The organism is Dactylosporangium maewongense (genome assembly GCF_039531485.1).
Classification (GTDB): Bacteria; Actinomycetota; Actinomycetes; order Mycobacteriales; family Micromonosporaceae; genus Dactylosporangium; species Dactylosporangium maewongense.
The window spans coordinates 465592-481587 of sequence record NZ_BAAAQD010000004.1; the positions used below are offsets into that span (position 1 = coordinate 465592).

Below are 15996 nucleotides of genomic sequence, written 5' to 3' on the forward strand. Positions count from 1 at the left end.
ACACCTGCCGTGCCGCGGCCCCCGGATGCGCATCCGCCGGGTGCTGCGGCATGCTGGTGCCGTGGTCTTCGAACTCGGCACCGACGGCCCGAAGGTCATCGTCGTCGGCGTCGACGGCTCGGACCCGTCCCTGCGCGCCGGTGCCTACGCGGCAGGTCTCGCCCGCAGGCAGGGCGCCCGGCTCGTCGTGGTCTACGTCGCCGGCGCGCCCACCGCGAGCCTCTTCGTCGCCGGCGCGGCCGCCGCCGTCGAGCAGGCCATCACCGATGCCACCGAGGACATGCGCCGCCAGGTCGAGGCCGGCTCCGTCCACGCCGGCATCCGCGCCGAGTTCGTGGCCGCCCGCGGCGACCCGTACTCCGAACTCGTCCGCGTCGCGACCGAGCTGCGCGCCGACGCCGTGGTCGTCGGCGCCTCCTCCCGCCTCGGCCACCGCTTCGTCGGCTCCCTCGCCGTCCGCCTCGTCAAGTCCGGCAAGTGGCCCGTCACCGTCGTCCCCTGACCCCCACACCGGGGTGATCACCACGCAGGAACCACATGGCCGCGATGCGGAGCGTCGGTCCTCCCCGGGCTCTCCGATCGTCCGGACGAGATACCGCACGCCCTCAACGGTCGCCGGAGTCAGGTTCGCCGGTCGATCGTCCGCGTCGGCTCGCCGCCGGTGACACGGCCCTCGCGGTGGAACTGCCGCCAGAACGCGCGGTCCTCGTCGCCCGCGGGCGCCTCATCGGGCGCGAACAGCGCCAGCGCCTCCTCGACACGGCCCTGGTCGACCAGGAGCACGGCCAGCCTGGCGGCGGTCCACGCGGAGCCGTCGATGGACTCCAACGTCCGGATCGCCTCGCCGGGGCGACCCGCGAGCACCAGAAGGTCGGCCAGCTTCGAGCTCCCGTACCAGGTGCCACCCTCGTGGTGAGCGCGCAGCTCGGCGATCGCCTGCTCGACCCGCCCCGAGCGGGCGAGCACCTCGACGCGCTCGAACAGCAGCTCGATCCACATACCGCCGTAGTGCGCCGCGAGGTCGTCGACCGCCGCGAGCGCCTCGTCGGCCCGGCCTCGCTCGACCAGCAGCTTGCCGAGGATCCCGACGAGCCACTCCGGGTCGCCGCCCATCAACCTCGGCACCGGCAGCAACACCTCGATCGCCTCGTCGGCGCGGCCGTGCCGGGTCAAGAGCTCCGCCAGGGCAGCGGCAACGTTCGGCGAACCGTCCGTCGCGAAGGGCCGCATCGCCTCGACGGCCTCGTCCACGCGATCGAGGCTCTCCAGCCAGACGGCCAACCGGAAAACGGCGTGCTCGCCACCACCGCCGGCGACCAACTCGCGAAGCTGCCGCTCCCGACCGTGCCTGGCCAGAATGTCAGCGAGCTGCTCGACGGCATTGACGAACACGCCGTGCTCACCGAAGGCGCTCCCGGTGAGCACCTCCAGCGCCTCGTCCACCCGCCCTTGACGCTCCAGCAGCGTGGCGAGCACCGCCGTGGCGTTCCAGGACCACACGGAACTGTCGGCCTCGATCTGCTCGCGTACCAACGCCGTGAGGTCACCGTCGTAGCCGTGCCCCTCGGTCAGCTCCACCAACGCGTCGAGCACTGCGTCCTCACCGGCGTGCGGCCATAGCAGCGCCACGGCCTCGTCCACCTGCCCCCGCTCGGCCAACAGCGTCCCCAACCGCTCGATCCCGTGCGGACTACCCTTCTCCAAGGCTCCCCGCACGAGCGCGATCGCGATATCCGTCTCGCCGCACCGGTCGTGAAAGTCCACGAGCACCTGCACCGCGTTCCACCAACCGGTGTCGACGAACGGCCGGAGCACTCGCACGGCGGCCTCGGTTTCGTGCCGCTCGAACAGCGCACGCGCCAGCCGGTCGGCGACCGTCGGCGGCAACCAGCCGTCATAGTTCCGATAACGTCGAGCAAGGTCCGCGGCCTTCACGGCGTCGAAGGTAGCGCCCGCCAAGCACGTTCCGCAGCGCTGATCGCGCCGGACGAACACGACGCTGTGGCGTGGTCCGAGGCCGGCGGCGTCAATGGTTACGGCGGCGTCGGTGGTAGGCGTACGTGACAGCGGCGAGGAGCGGCCCCCACAGGTCTGGTGGCGCTGTCGCCCGAACTCGTTCGCGCCGCCGGACTGCGGCGCGGCGCGCCGGGCGACTCGGCCGAGGTGCTCCTGGCCGCCGTCGCCATCCTGGCCACGATGGTCGTCGCGGGATTCGGCCAGCGCTGGGCGGCGCGCCGGCTGCTGCGCACCGAGCCGTCACGCGTGGTCGACCGACTCGGCCGCCGCCAGGCCCTCGCCATGGAACTGCACGACGCCGTCGGCCATGCGCTCAGTGTCGTCCTGGTGCAGGCGATGGCCGCCCAGTCCGCGCTGCAGCGGCCGGATCCCGCCGCTGCCGTCCAGTCACTCGAGCACGTGACGGCAACCGCCCGGCACGCCCAGCAAGACCTCGACGTGCTGCTCGGCGTGCTCGACGACGGCGTCTCCGCCCAGACCCCGACGCTGGAAGCCCTCGGCATGCTCACCAGCGGCCTCGACGTGCACACCAGCGTCGGCGACGTGCACAAGGTCCCGGCCGCACCGTCGCGGGCGGCCTTCGCGATCGCCCGGGAAGCCCTCACCAACGCCCTGCGGCACGGGCGCAGCCCGGTGACACTCGACCTCGCCGTCGGCACCGACCTGGTGCTGACCGTGGACAACGCGACCGTGGGGACGCCCGGTGGGCCAGGCCGCGGTCTGACCGGGATGCGTATGCGCGCCCGCCTGGCCGGCGGTACATGCACCTGGCAGGAGGCGAACGGAACGTGGCGCGTCCAGGCGAGGCTGCCGCTGTGATCCGCGTGGTGCTGGCCGACGACGAGCGGCTCATCCGTGCGGGATGGACCACCATCCTCTCCCTCCACGACGACATCGACGTGGTGGCCGAGGCGGCCGACGGCTGCGAAGCCGTCGAGGCCGGCGTCGGCGCGGACGTGGTGTTGATGGATGTCCGCATGCCGCGCATGGACGGCCTCACCGCCACCCTGGAACTCGCCCGCCGCGCCCCGGCGACGCGGGTGATCGTGGTCACCACCTTCGAGAACGACCAGCTCGTCTGGGGTGCGCTGCGCGCCGGTGCCGCCGGCTACGTGCTCAAACGCGCGCCGGCCCGGGAACTGGTGGACGCCATCCGGTTCGTGCACACACGTGACGCGGTGCTCTTTCCCGACGCGCTGCGCCGCATCGCCGCCCCTCGCGCCGGCACGGCCCGATCCGGCCCGGTGGCCGGACTGACCCCCCGCGAACTGGACGTCCTGCGCCACATCGCGCTCGGGCAGAACAACGCGGAGATCGCGGCCGCTCTGCACGTCACCAGGGAGACCGTCAAAACGCACGTGGGCAACGTCCTGGACAAGCTCGGCGCCCGCGACCGCACCCAGGCGGCGGTCCTCGCCTACGAGTTCGGCCTCGTCTTTCCTGGCACCCATCACCAAGGTTAGGGCTGCCGGGCGTCCTGGATCGCCGCCTCGACCGCCGCCTACCGCGAGCGGTTCGGCGTCGGCCCGCCCGCGCTGCACGAGCGCGGGCGGCGGTGGGTGCGGTCCGGCGCGGCGCAGGGTCAGTTCGGTGATCTCGCTCGAGGCGAAGATGCGGAACGGCGGGCCCCAGAAGCCGGTGCCGCGGCTGGTGTAGAGCTGGGTGCGCGCGCCGTGGCGGGTCAGGCCCTGCACGACCGGCTGGTCGAGGCGCACCAGGTAGTGGAACGGCCACATCTGGCCGCCGTGGGTGTGGCCGGACAGTTGCAGGTCGATGCCGTGCGCGACGGCGTCGTCGACCTGCTTCGGCTGGTGGGCCAGCAGCAGGACCGGCAGGTCGGGGTCGGCGCCGGCGAGGGCGGTCGCGTGGTCGGCGCGGTGGCCCGCCAGGCCGGTGCCGGCGGCGGTACGGTCGTCGACGCCGGCCACGACGAGGCGGTCGCCGCCGCGCTCGACGACCAGGTGCCGGTTGTGCAGGGCCTCCCAGCCGAGCTCGCCCATCCGCTGCAGCCAGCCCTCGGCCTCGCCGTAGTACTCGTGGTTGCCGGTGACGTACACGCGGGCGTAACGGGCCTTGACGTCGCCGAGCGGGGCGGCCTGCTCGGTGCGCTGCGCGACGGTGCCGTCGGCGATGTCGCCGGTGTGGGCCACGATGTCGGCGTCCAGGGAGTTGACGACCTCGGTGACGCCGCGGGACCAGCGGGCCCGGTCGATCGGGCCGTAGTGCGTGTCGGTGAGCAGGACGACCTTCAGCCCGTCCAGTCCGGCGCCGAGGCGGGGGATCGCGACGTCGACCCGGCGGACCCGCGGCACCTTCATCGCCTCGACGTAACCCCACAGCAGCAGGCCGACGGCGACGACACCGGTGAAGCCGGCCACGATCCGGGAGCGCAGCGGGTCGTCGACGCCGCCGGCGAGCAGGCCCAGGCGCAGCAGGTCGCCGGCGACGGCCCACACGAAGAGCTGCCACACCACGCCGAGGGTGGTGTCGGCGACGCGCGACGCCCAGTCCACGTGGCGGCGGCCGTGGCCGAGCATCATCAGCACCGGGAACGCGACGGCGGCGCCGGCGAACAGGACGGTGCCGGTGACGCGGACGCCGAGGGGCCACGCGTTGCCGGACAGCACCAGCGACCACCACGGCACGCCGAAGAGCAGCGCCAGCACGGTGGTGAGCGTCAACGCGAAGAGCACGGGGCGCAGCAGCGACCGGCGCCGCGCGACTGGGACCGCTTCAGTGGTAGCCACACTTCAGCATGGCACGCAGTGCCATCACCCGACCAAAGCGCGGCCGGGCGAACCTGTGATCCGTCACAGGTCACACGAACTGGAGACGACTACTGGTACTTGCGGGATGAATTGTCCCGGTTCGCCGCGCCCGGGGTGGCCTCCCAGTGGCGGCGCAGCACCTCCAGCTCGTGCCGCCGCTGCTCGGTCACGTCGCGCATCGTGATGACCAGGCCGCGGACGAGCCGGTCGTCGCGCAGGTCGCGGAAGCGGACCTCGACCAGCACCCGGGTCCCGTCGGGGCGGCGCAGGCTCCACGTGTCGCGGGTGCCGTCCCGCCCGCCGACGAGGGCCACCCCCAGCGTCGCGTCGACCTGCTGGCGGTCGTCGGGCGCCACGATCTCCCGCAGCGTCGCGAACGGCGTCGGCCGGATCCCCAGCAGTTCCGTCACCGACGGGCTCGTGTAGCGGATCCGCTCGTCGTCGTCGAGGACGATCACGACGTCATTGGTGTGCTCGGCGACGGCCCGCAGGTAGTCGTCGCTGTCGCGCCGGCTCGCGGCCTCGGTGAGCGCGATCCGGGCGAGCGCGAGCGCGGCCTGGCCGGCGAGCACGGTCACCGCGTCCTGCACGGTCCGCAGGTCCCTGCGCTCGGCGGCGATGTACAGCACGGCCGCGTCGAGCGGGCAGATCAGCACGTCACCGAACTCGCCGAGCCGCTCCTGCCACAGCGGCGGCGTCGCGCCGACGGGCACGATCCGCGGCGCGGACAGCTCATTGAGCGGCAGCAGGTCGGTGAGGCTCGAGTCGACGACGATGATGTGCGGCGTGTCGGCCGGCAACAGCTCCCGGACCGCGGTCCGCACGGCGACGGCGACCGCGCCAGCGTCGGTGACGCTGACCAGGACCGTGCCCGCGTGCCGCAGGGTCCGCTCGCGGCGCAGCCCTTCCGCGTGGTGCCGGACGGCGTCGTTGAGCCTGGTGACGAGGAGCGCGAGGGTGATGCCGGCGACCGCCGCGATCATCGGGCCGTCCTGCACGGTGCCGGTCAGTGCCTGCGCCAGCAGGACCAGCGGCGCGAACGCGACGGCGCCGAGCAGCCACGGCATGCCGAGCCCGCGGTCGGGGGTGTCCGCCGTCGTGGGGGCGGTCGGGGGAGCGGTGAGCCGGGCCATCGACGGCAGCAGCGCCGCCGCGCCCCAGCACGCGTAGAGCACGAGGTACGCGGCGTCGGCGGGCCCGCCTGGTGCCAGCCCGTCGCGGGACTGGGCGAGGCCGTACGCCACGTCACCGATGAGCATCCCGGCGGCGCCGGCGGTGAGCAGGATCGCGGAGGGGTTGCGCGGCGCCGCGCGGGTCAGCCGGACCGTCACGACCAGCACGACGACGTCGCCGAGCGTGTACGCCGCCTGGATCGACCACTCGGTCCCGGTCATTCCGTCGGCGGAGAGCCTGGGGCCGACGATGAACACCCAGCCGGCCAGCAGCGCGGCGCTGGCGAGGGCGAGCAGGTCGAGCAGGCCGGCCCGGCCGGCGAGCGTCGACGAGGCGCGGGTCAGCCCGATCAGCGCGGCCGCCACGAACGGGAACATCGCCAGGTAACACAGGTCGACGAGGGGCGGCGGGTCGGCGGCGGTGTCCGCGGCGAGCCCGAAGAGGGAGTCGCCGGCCGTCATCGCCGCGAGCGCGGCGGCGAGCGCCCACCACGGCCCGGGGCGCCGCGGCCGGTTCCGCCGTACCCCGAGCAGCACGGCTCCGGCGCCGCACAGGCCGATCCCGGCCCAGGCGACGGAGTCGAGCCCGGGCGCGATGAACAGCGTGCAGGCGAGCACCGCCATCAGCGCGCCATACGCCGCGGCGATCAGGACCTGCCGTCTACCCATCGACATCCTTACCGTATGTAGCGTCCTCTATACCACACTGTGGCCGACCGGACCTAGGTCCCGGTGGTCGGCGAGCAGCTGCGGCGTCACCCACTCGCGCCGCCCGCGCGCCTCCTCGCCGGTGATGCCGCGGCTGGGCATCTCGGCGAGCAGCAGCACGGAGAACTGCATCCGGTACAGCATCAGCCGCAGTCGCTGCGACGGCGTGAACGTGTGCGGCGTGGCGCCGTAGTACCCGCGCAGAACCGGGTGTTCGGGCAGCTCCTCCATCCTCCGGCCGATCGCGGTGGACACGAAGTCGTACAGCGGGTCGCCCCAGAAGTACCGCTCCCCGTCGACGAGACCGGTGAGCCGGGAGGCGGGGCCGCCGGCCTCGCACAGCACGTTGCCGTCCCACAGGTCGAAGTGCACCAGTGCGGGCCGCTCGACCTCGGCGAGGACGCCGGCGTGCCGCTCGATCGTGGCGAGCACCTCGTCGGCCGGCACCGGCAGCGCCACCTCCCAGTCGGCGGCGTCGGCGAGCAGGTCGGCGGTCATCGCGGTGAACGCCGCCGCCCACGTGGCCCCGGACGCCCGGCCGTCGCCCTCGTAACCGAAGTGCGGGCCGGTCACCCCGTGCAGGTGCCGCAGCGCCACCCCGAGCTGCTCGCGCACGGCTTCGCCGGCGGTCTCGTCCGGCAGTTCGGTCAGCGGCCGGCCCGGCAGCAGCCCGACGACCACCACGTCGTCGTCCGCGTGCAGCACCGGCGGCACCGGTACGTGCGCCGTGTTCGCCGCCACCGTCCGGTAGTACTGCGCCTCGGCCGCGATGACGCCGCGCTCGTACCGCAGCAGCGGCACCTCCGGCGGCGGCCCGACCTTCACCACCACGTCCCGCCCGTCGTCCAGCGTGGCCCGCCACACCGCGGCGAACGTCCCGCCGCTCAACGTTCCACAGTGGACGACATTCAGGCCGGCCCGCTGCCGCAGCAACGTGGTCACGTCGCCGGCGGTCAGGAGGCGCTGGGTGGGGCTGGGGGCGTGAGGCACCCCAACACTCTAGGCGAGCGGCGGGGGTCGTGATCAACACACCGTCAACATAGGCGTTGATCATTGGATCTGTTAAATCCTGTATTGACAAGCATTGGGGGTGGTGTAAACGACCTTGCAGGCCATAGCGTGCACGAAACGCCTGACTCAATGGGGAGGCCAAGTGAGGAAAAGGCTAGCGAGTCTCGCCGTCGCCGGATTGGTGGGCGCGGCGCTGGTGGCGCTGCCGCAGAGTCCCGCCGCGGCGGCACCGTCCAAGGAGCTCAGCGACGGCATCAAGCGCCAGCTCGCCGCGGGGGTTCAGGTCGTGCCGAAGCAGCAGGCCACGCTGAAGGCCCCGGCCGGCGCCGTCAACCCCTACACCGCCCTGCTGAAGGATCCCGGCAAGGTCGACAAGTACTACTGGTCCGAGGTGGCCAAGCAGCAGGCGGCCGCACGGGCCAACCTGAAGAAGAACTCGCTGACGGCGGCGGCGACGTCGCCGTTGCTGCACGACGAGGCCGAGCCGCGCGGGACGTTCGGGTCCAACGACAGCCACGCCACGGCGGAGCTGGTCAAGGGCTTCGGCACCGCCAAGAAGCTGAACAACCGGGCCCGCGTGCTCGGGCAGCTGTCGCCGGAGACGGTCAGCCCGACCACGGTCTCCGCGCCGGCCGAGGACAACGGGGCCATCCCGATCGCGTCGGACCTGCTGCTCGGCTCCGGCCGCCGGGGCATCTCGACCAGCGGCGACATCGGCGACGGCCCGCACGGCAGCGCCGGCGACGACACCGGCGACTTCGACTTCATCAAGGTGACCGCGCTCGCCGGGCAGCAGCTGCTCGCCGGCACGGACACGCCGAGCGGGCCGCTGGACACCGTCATCGGCCTGTACGACGCGACCGGCGAGCTCGTCGGCACCGACGACGACGGCGGACCGGGGCTGGACAGCCTGCTGGACTTCACGTTCACCACGTCCGGCACCTACTACCTGCTCATCTCCGGATTCGGCACCGGCACGGTGTTCCCCGCCGACCCGTTCGACTCCGGCAGCGGGCTCGGGTCGGGCAGCGAGGGCCCGTACCTGCTCACGGCCACGCTCGCCTTCCCCGACCGCGACTTCTACGCCGTCGACCTGCTCGCCGGCGACGTCCTCGGCGGTTCGGTGACCGGCGTCGGCACCCGGCTGACCGTCCGCGACCCGTCCGGCCGGATCGTCTTCGGCTCCGAGCAGGACGCCAGCTTCATCTACGCGCCCAGCTCGCCGCTGCCCGGCGGCGGCAACGCGGTCGTGTCGCAGGTCGCGGCGACCTCCGGCCGGTTCACCGTGGAGGTGGGCGGCAACGCCGGCCTGTACGACATCACCCTCGAGGCCTATCGCCCCGGCCCCGAGGCGCAGGACAACGGCACCGTCCAGACGCTCTTCCTGGACTTCGACGGCGCCCGGATCAACACCGCCATCTTCGGCGGCCCCGGGGTGCGCACCCTGTCGCCGCTCGCCGGGTTCCTCGGCAAGTGGGGGCTGAGCGCCGCCGACGAGAACAAGGTGATCAACGAGGTCATCGCGGCGGTGAAGGAGAACATCATCACCGACATGAAGGAGCGCGGCACCGACCCGCGCTTCGGGCTGAAGATCCTCAACAGCCGCGACAACCCGGACCCGTTCGGCCAGCCGAACGTGCACCGCATCGTCGTCGGCGGCACGATCGCCGAGTCGGGCATCGACACCATCGGTATCGCGCAGTTCATCGACCCGGGCAACTACGCCACCGAGGACAGCGCGATCGTCCTGCTCGACGTCCTCAGCGACCCGAGCGGCGCGGCGTCGCTCAACACGTACATCACCCCGGCCAGCAACAAGATCAAGTTCATCGGCCGGGCGCTGGGCAACGTCATCACCCACGAGGCGGGTCACCTCTACGGCAACTTCCACACCGACCCGCTGAACTCCACCCCCAACCTGATGGACGCCGGCGGCGCGTTCCCCGGCCTCTTCGGGGTCGGCCCGGACAACATCGGCGGCACCGCGGACGACTTCGACTACGACTTCGGCGACGACGAGTTCTTCCCGAACGAGGGTCTCGTCGGCGTCGAGGACACCCTGAACACCGCGGCCTGGGGCCTCACCAAGGGCAAGGCCAAGTGACGCGGTAGACAGCGCTGCGCAGGAAGATCCGCGTCCACGGTGGAGTTTCCCCATCGTGGACGCGGATCCGGGCATCGTGGTGATCGGCGCCGGCCAGGCGGGCCTGTCGGCCGCCTATCACCTGCGCCGGCTCGGCCTGGACCACGTCGTGCTCGACGCCGGCGCCGCCCCGGGCGGCGCCTGGCAGCACCGCGCACCGTCCCTCGACGCGTCCTCGCTGCACCGGATCTTCGACCTGCCGGGCCTGCCGTTCACTCCGCCGTCCTCGGGCTCCGCGGCTTCCGTCGTCGCCGCGTACTTCGCCGACTATGAGCGACACTTCGGACTCGACGTGCGGCGGCCGGTGCGGGTCCTCTCGGTGTCGCGCTCGTCCTCTTCGTCGGGTTTCGTCGTCGGTACGACTGGCGCCCCGCTCCACGCACGAGCCATCGTCAACGCGACCGGCACCTGGACGCGCCCGTACATCCCCACCTATCCGGGCACCTTCGCCGGGCGGCAGCTGCACTACGCGGCGTACCGCGGCCCGGCCGAGTTCGCCGGCCTGCGGGTCATCGTCGTCGGCGGCGGCAACTCCGCGGTCCACGTCCTCTCCGAGCTGCCGGGCGTCGCCGCCTCGGTCCGCTGGGTGACCCGCCGCCCGCCCGTCTTCCACGACGGCGAGTTCACCGAGGACCACGGCCGCGCCGTGATCGCCTCGGTCACCGCCCGAGTCACGGCCGGCCTGCCACCCGCCAGCGTCGTGAGCGTGACCGGCCTCGGGTACACCACCCTCGTCCGCGCCGCCCTCGCGAAGGGCGCCCTGGACCGGCACCCGATGTTCGACCGCCTCGTCCCCACCGGCGCCATGTGGGGCACCACCTTCGAGCCCGCCGACGTCATCATCTGGGCCACCGGCTTCCGCGCCGCCCTCACCCACCTGGCCCCGCTCCACCTGCGCGAGCCTGGCGGTGGCATCCGCATGACCGGCACCGCCACCACCCGCGAGCCCCTCGTCCACCTCATCGGCTACGGCCCCTCCGCCAGCACCGTCGGCGCGAACCGCGCCGGCCGCGCCGCCGCCCTCTCCCTCGCTGCTGTGCTTCCACCCCACCGCTTCGCGGCGGGTCCCGGCGGGGATTCTCACCCGCACCCCAATGCGCCGCAAGCGGCGCACAGCCGCGCGTGACGCGCTGGCTGGGACCGCGCGTGCGCGCCGCATCCGGTGGTCGCCACCCGCCGCTTCCTTGATGGTCCGCCGGCGATCTCGGCGCACCACGCCGCGGGCGCTCCCTCCACACCCTGCCCGTTCGCGGCCGGTGGGACTACCGCGACCGGGGTGGGGCGATGGAGGCGCGGGAGCGCAGGGGCATGTCGACGAGGTGGGTGCCGGGCTCGCGGTCCGGGTCCAGCAGGAGCTCGACGGCGCGGCGGCCGAGCTCGAAGTGGGGGAGGGCGACCGACGTCAGCTGCGGCCGCAGCCACGACGCCAGATCCGAGTCGTCGAAGGAGACCACCGACAGGTCCTCCGGGATGCGTAGCCCCGCGGAGGCGGCGGCCTGGTAGGCGCCCATGGCGAGCCGGTCGTTGAGGCAGATCAGCGCCGTCACGCGCGGGCCGCCGGCGAGGAAGGCGCGGACGGCGTCGTACGCGGGCTCCGGCCACCACGAGCACTCGACCGTCCCCGCCACGCGCAGGCCGGCGGCGGCCAGGGTCTCGTCGATGCCGGTGCGGCGGTTGCGGGCGGCGTACACGTGAACGGCCGACTCACCGACGATGTGGATGCCGCCCGTGTGACCGGCGGCCAGGAGCGCCGACGCGGCCGAGCGGCCCGCGGCGAGCTCGTCGGGGACGACACTGACGGCACGGCGGCCGCCGGTGACGCAGTTGACGAGGACGACGGGATGGCCGCGCAGGGCAGACGGGATGCGGATCTCGCGGGTGTACATCGCGGCGTAGAGAAATCCGTCGACGCCACGATCGAGCATGTCCTGGATGAGCCGCTGCTCGGTGGCGGGGTCGCCCTCGGTCTCGCCGATGAAGAGCAGGTGCTGGCGGGTCAGCGCGGTGGCGGTGCTGCCCCGGATGATCTCGCCGGCGAACGCGTCGGTGGCGATCGTGTCCGACACGAGGCCGATGGTCTGCGTGACGCGGGTGCGCAGGCTGCGGGCGGTCAGGTTGGGCCGGTAGTCCAGCTCGCGGGCGGCGTGCAGCACGCGCTGCTCGGCGTCGGCGGAGATGCGCATGTCGCGGCGGCCGGTGAGCACGAACGAGGCGGTCGTGCGCGAGACGCCGGCGCGCCGCGCGACGTCCAGCAGCGTCACCCGACCGGCCGTCATCCGCCCCCATCCAAGACGAACCCCTTCCAGCACAGCGATGCCCGGGACCAGTCTGCCGTAAACGAGCGCACGGTCTGACCGGTGTCACCGTCCGGAGGGACGTCGACGCTGCTGAATGCGTTCAGCATCCGCTCAGATGGCTTTGCTGCCGTTGCCCTTCAACGTGCGGCTGATCTTCTTCGGCAGCAGCACGAAGCAGTGCGCGCTGTGGTTGCCGGCGCCCCACTCCTGCGCGTTCACGGCGACCAGCGGGTACCAGTAGCGCGCCTTGGCGCTCGCGAGCGGGTTGATGGCGCCGCCGGTGAAGCTGCGGATCTGGTCGACGCACGCCGTGTCGAACGCCGCCTTCGACGCGTCCCGGCTGGCCGGGTACGTGCCGGACTTCGACGCGATGAGCCCCATGAACTCCGCGTCGTGGGGCGTGGTGCAGGCCACCGGCGTCAGGTCGCTCCAGCTGTCGATGCCGCCGACGAGGGCCATGCACCCGTACAGCCGCTCGCTGCCGGCCTGCAGGCTGCCCTGCAACGACGCGGTCCCCTCCTCGAAGTAGCCGTCGTGGCTCTTCAGCGCCGCCACGTCGCACCGGAAGAACCTCGCGCCGCCCCGCCACTGGGTGGTGGTCGGCGGGTACACGAGCAGCCGCGCCCTGCCGAGCTTCCAGGACCCGCCGAGGAACTTCGTGACCTCGGCCTCGCACGCGGCGTAGGTGTCGGCGATCTTGTCCAGCGTCGGCGGCGTCTCGGCGTCGGCCGTGGCCCCGGTGAAGTGCCCGACGTGCACGGTCTCGCCCATGTGCGAGCCGCTGCACGACGCTGCGACCGTGGCGATCGGCACCGTCACGATGTCGTCGACGGTCGGGGTCGAGGTGCTCCAGCAGTCGCCGACCTTCGGTTCCGGCACCTTCGCCTCGGGGATCATGGCCCACCCGTTGACGAGGTCCTTGTCGACCCCGGCCGGCACACTGGCCGAACAACCCGTCACCGCCGCCAGCAGTACCACCGCGACAGCTACCATCCGTGATCGCACCACGTCAATGCCTCCCCCGCGAACGTGCGCGGTGTGCAGTGTGTCAGCAGTCGATCAATCTCACAAGCGAGAAGAATTCGTGCCGCAAGGGAGGGAACCCGGCGGCGGCCGCGGACAGGTATCAGGTGTGACAGCTGAAATGCGGGTCCGGATCCGGGCCGGTGACGCCGACGCCTTCGGCGCGCTCTTCGACGAGCACGCCGACGCGGTCCACCGGCACGCCGTGTGGAGCGCCGGCGACCCGGCGCACGCCGAGGACGTGGTGTCGCTGACGTTCCTGGAGGCGTGGCGGATCCGCGGAACCCTGCACCCCGACGGCGGTAGCCTGCGCCCCTGGCTGCTCGGCATCGCGACCAACGTGCTGCGCAACCGCCGGCGCGCGGCCCGCCGGCACCGGGACGCGCTGCGCCGGCTCCCGCCGCGCGACACCGTCCCGGACTTCGCCGACGAGGTGATCGCCCGGATGCACGACGCCGACCAGCTGGCCGCCGCGGTGGCGGCCCTGCGGGCGCTGAGCCGGGCGGACCGGGAGGTGTTCCTGCTCTGCGTGTGGTCGGAGCTGGACTACGCGTCGGCGGCCGAGGCCCTCGGCGTCCCCGTCGGGACCGTGCGCTCCCGGCTGTCACGGGCCAGGACCCGGCTGCGGGCCCTGACACAGCAGCCGGACTCCGTCGAGCAGGGAGAGCACCGATGAACGACCCGACCACCCCCGCCGCCCCGCCCGTGCCCGTCCTGCCCGCGGCCCGCCGGCAGGCGCTGCGGCACCACCTGGTGAACGAACTCCACCGGCCGGCCCGGCGCTCCCGGCGGACGCTGCTGCTCGTGCCGGCGGGCGTGCTCGCCGTCGCCCTCGCCGCCGGCGTGGTCGCCCATGCGCTGGCGCCGGTCAGCGCGCCGCTGGTCGTCACCGTCGCCCAGGGCGACCACGGCGCCGCGACGCTGCTGCTGCAGCGGATGGCCGCGGCGGCGACCGGCGAGCCGGGCCCCTCGCCCAGCGGCGGCGAGTACCTCTATGTCAAGAGCCGGGTCGCGTACTCGGACGTGGGCGACGGCCCGGCCCGCCTCCAGCCGGTGCACGAACGGGAGATCTGGATCCCGCTCTTCCACCGCGGCGACGGCCAGGTCCGCCAGCCGTTCTACATCGTGCCGCTCCTCGGCGCCATCCCGTCGACGCGGAAGCTGCCGGACATGACACCCAACGCGCAGGTCGTGGACCTGCCCGCCGACCCGGACGAGCTGCTGGCGAAGCTCTACCAACGGCACACCGGCCAGGGCTACGACCCGGACAGCGCGGTGTTCACCGCGATCGGCGACATCCTGCGCGAGTCCCTCGTCCCCCCACAGATCAGGGCCGCCCTGTACCGCGCCGCGGCGAAGATCCCGGACGTCGAGGTGGTCCGCGGCGTCACCGACGCGGCCGGCCGCCCAGGCATCGCGGTCGCCCACACCGACCAGAGCTGGCGCCATGAATGGATCTTCGACGAGCGCACGTACGACTACCTGGGCGAGCGCAGCTACCTCGTGCAGGACACCGTCGACGGCCCAGCCGGCACGGTCCTGGGCATGTCAGCAGTCACCCAGCGAGCCGTCGTCCCCGACCTCGGCGCCCGCCCGAAGCGCTAACCCCGGCCCAGGGCCGGCCGCGGCGCTTGGTGCCGTGTTCCCGAACGTCGGCCGGGGTTTTCTGTCGTACCCCTGTGCTTGAGTGTCGGTATGCCTCGACGCCGCGCCGCTCACGCTCCAGGGTTGCCCGCCGTCGTGGCTGCGCCTGGACCGTACCGGGCCCCATCCGGTGGAGCCGGCCGGCTCGGCGGCACTGCTGTGAGGGCGACCGGTTGTGGGCGGGGGGTGACTGCTGAGGCCACGCATCACCACGTACGCGCTCGGCACGGGCCCGGTCTCCGGCCAGGTCGCCGACGGGCCGATCTCGGTGCCATCCCACCGCCGACGAGGGGCAGTGCGGCGGCGGCGATCATCGCGCGGCGGTTGTCGGGGGCCGCCGCCGGGACCGGACCTGACGGGCGTGGGCTGCTCGTCTCCGGCCGCGCGGTCCACCCCGAGCATCGCATGCACCTGGCCGACACGAAGCACGGCCGCCGCGCGACCGCGCCCCGAAGCCGGTTGTGCGTGAGCCGCGGCGGTGGCTTCCCGGTGCTGGGGCTGTCCTGGCGTGACCCTCGCCTGCTTCCACCACACGGGACCGGCCTCTACTAGCGGTGACAGCCTGGGCGCCGGGCACTTGGGTGTGCGTGGGTCGCGGTGGTGGCTTTCCGGTGCGGGACTGGCCGGGGTAGTCCCCGCAAGCTTCCCGCCACGCGGGACCCGGTCGCTGCCAGTGGCGACAGTCCGGGCGCTGAGCACGCGGTTGTGCGTGGGCCGCGGTGGTGGCTTTCCGGTGCGGGACTGGCCGGCGTAGTCCCCGCAAGCTTCCCGCCACGCGGGACCCGGTCGCTGCCAGCGGCGACAGTCCGGGCGCCGAGCACGCGGTTGTGCGTGGGCCGCGGTGGTGGCTTCCCGGTGTTGGACTGGCCGACGTGGTCCCGCAGGCTTCCGTCACATGGGACCTGGCCGCTGCCAGTGGCGACAGTCCGGGCGCCGAGCACGGCAGCAGCAGACAGTTGGCCGGCTGAGGTCCGCCTCCCACCGGTCAGGCCGCCACGGGACCGGGCGATCCGTTGGCGTGCCTGTCGGCGTTGCGCCCCTGAATGAGCACCGGCCGGACCCGCACGACTGTGGAGTCGACCTGAGCCTCCCAGTCGATGTCGCCGTCCGCGTCGGGGAGGGCGACGTCCCGGTCCTTCAGCATCGCCCAGCGCCGGTGGCGGTCCACCGCCGTAACCGCTGATACTGCGCCGTAGCGTTCCGGCGGATCACGG

13 protein-coding genes and 1 pseudogene are annotated in these 15996 nt (G+C 73.0%); 7 read left to right on the forward strand and 7 right to left on the reverse strand.

Annotated elements, in window-relative coordinates:
• Positions 1-61: 61 nt before the first annotated feature.
• The gene (locus ABD332_RS14170; RefSeq protein WP_344502308.1) at positions 62-502 is read left to right on the forward strand and encodes a universal stress protein; all 441 of its coding nucleotides are present in this window, start codon (positions 62-64) and stop codon (positions 500-502) included.
• A 119-nt stretch (positions 503-621) separates the two neighbouring features.
• Here ABD332_RS14170 and ABD332_RS14175 read toward each other — a convergent pair whose 3' ends face one another.
• Positions 622-1935: a tetratricopeptide repeat protein gene (locus ABD332_RS14175; RefSeq protein ID WP_344502309.1), complete on the reverse strand. Its 1314-nt coding sequence runs from the start codon at positions 1933-1935 to the stop codon at positions 622-624.
• A 363-nt stretch (positions 1936-2298) separates the two neighbouring features.
• On the opposite strand from ABD332_RS14175, the gene ABD332_RS60065 reads away from it, so the two are divergent.
• Together ABD332_RS60065 and ABD332_RS14180 are read left to right on the forward strand one after the other, a co-directional pair.
• On the forward strand, positions 2299-2835 hold the full coding sequence (locus ABD332_RS60065) for a sensor histidine kinase (RefSeq protein WP_425552194.1): 537 nt from the start codon (positions 2299-2301) through the stop codon (positions 2833-2835).
• Positions 2778-3479, forward strand: a complete 702-nt coding sequence (locus ABD332_RS14180; protein ID WP_344502347.1) for a response regulator transcription factor — start codon at positions 2778-2780, stop codon at positions 3477-3479. The genes ABD332_RS60065 and ABD332_RS14180 overlap by 58 nt, the downstream gene beginning before the upstream one ends.
• A 291-nt stretch (positions 3480-3770) precedes the next feature.
• Here the strand turns inward: ABD332_RS14180 and ABD332_RS14185 are convergent.
• From ABD332_RS14185 to ABD332_RS14195, 3 genes and pseudogenes are all read right to left on the reverse strand, one after another.
• Positions 3771-4556, reverse strand: a pseudogene (locus tag ABD332_RS14185) (metallophosphoesterase); the annotation flags it as partial.
• Positions 4557-4852: 296 nt separating this feature from the next.
• The gene (locus tag ABD332_RS14190) at positions 4853-6625 is read right to left on the reverse strand and encodes a PAS domain S-box protein (RefSeq protein WP_344502310.1); all 1773 of its coding nucleotides are present in this window, start codon (positions 6623-6625) and stop codon (positions 4853-4855) included.
• Positions 6626-6652: 27 nt separating this feature from the next.
• A complete protein-coding gene (locus ABD332_RS14195) occupies positions 6653-7654 on the reverse strand; it encodes a phosphotransferase family protein (RefSeq protein WP_344502311.1) in 1002 nt (333 codons plus the stop codon).
• A 163-nt stretch (positions 7655-7817) separates the two neighbouring features.
• Between ABD332_RS14195 and ABD332_RS14200 the strand changes: the two genes are divergently transcribed.
• On the forward strand, positions 7818-9779 hold the full coding sequence (locus ABD332_RS14200; RefSeq protein ID WP_344502312.1) for a hypothetical protein: 1962 nt from the start codon (positions 7818-7820) through the stop codon (positions 9777-9779).
• A 55-nt stretch (positions 9780-9834) separates the two neighbouring features.
• Complete coding sequence (locus tag ABD332_RS14205; protein WP_344502313.1) at positions 9835-10944, forward strand: FAD-dependent oxidoreductase; 1110 nt, start codon at positions 9835-9837, stop codon at positions 10942-10944.
• Positions 10945-11080: 136 nt separating this feature from the next.
• Here ABD332_RS14205 and ABD332_RS14210 read toward each other — a convergent pair whose 3' ends face one another.
• Both ABD332_RS14210 and ABD332_RS14215 read right to left on the reverse strand, forming a co-directional pair.
• Entirely contained in the window at positions 11081-12094 is a 1014-nt protein-coding gene (locus ABD332_RS14210) for a LacI family DNA-binding transcriptional regulator (protein WP_344502315.1), read from the reverse strand.
• Positions 12095-12226: 132 nt separating this feature from the next.
• On the reverse strand, positions 12227-13108 hold the full coding sequence (locus tag ABD332_RS14215; RefSeq protein ID WP_344502316.1) for a septum formation family protein: 882 nt from the start codon (positions 13106-13108) through the stop codon (positions 12227-12229).
• Positions 13109-13247: 139 nt separating this feature from the next.
• Between ABD332_RS14215 and ABD332_RS14220 the strand changes: the two genes are divergently transcribed.
• Positions 13248-13814: an RNA polymerase sigma factor gene (locus tag ABD332_RS14220; protein ID WP_344502317.1), complete on the forward strand. Its 567-nt coding sequence runs from the start codon at positions 13248-13250 to the stop codon at positions 13812-13814.
• Positions 13811-14743 (forward strand): CU044_5270 family protein, encoded by a 933-nt coding sequence (locus ABD332_RS14225; protein WP_344502318.1) that lies wholly within the window; start codon positions 13811-13813, stop codon positions 14741-14743. The genes ABD332_RS14220 and ABD332_RS14225 overlap by 4 nt, the downstream gene beginning before the upstream one ends.
• 1024 nt (positions 14744-15767) lie before the next feature.
• Here the strand turns inward: ABD332_RS14225 and ABD332_RS14230 are convergent.
• Entirely contained in the window at positions 15768-15950 is a 183-nt protein-coding gene (locus tag ABD332_RS14230) for a hypothetical protein (RefSeq protein WP_344502319.1), read from the reverse strand.
• Positions 15951-15996 lie beyond the last annotated feature (46 nt).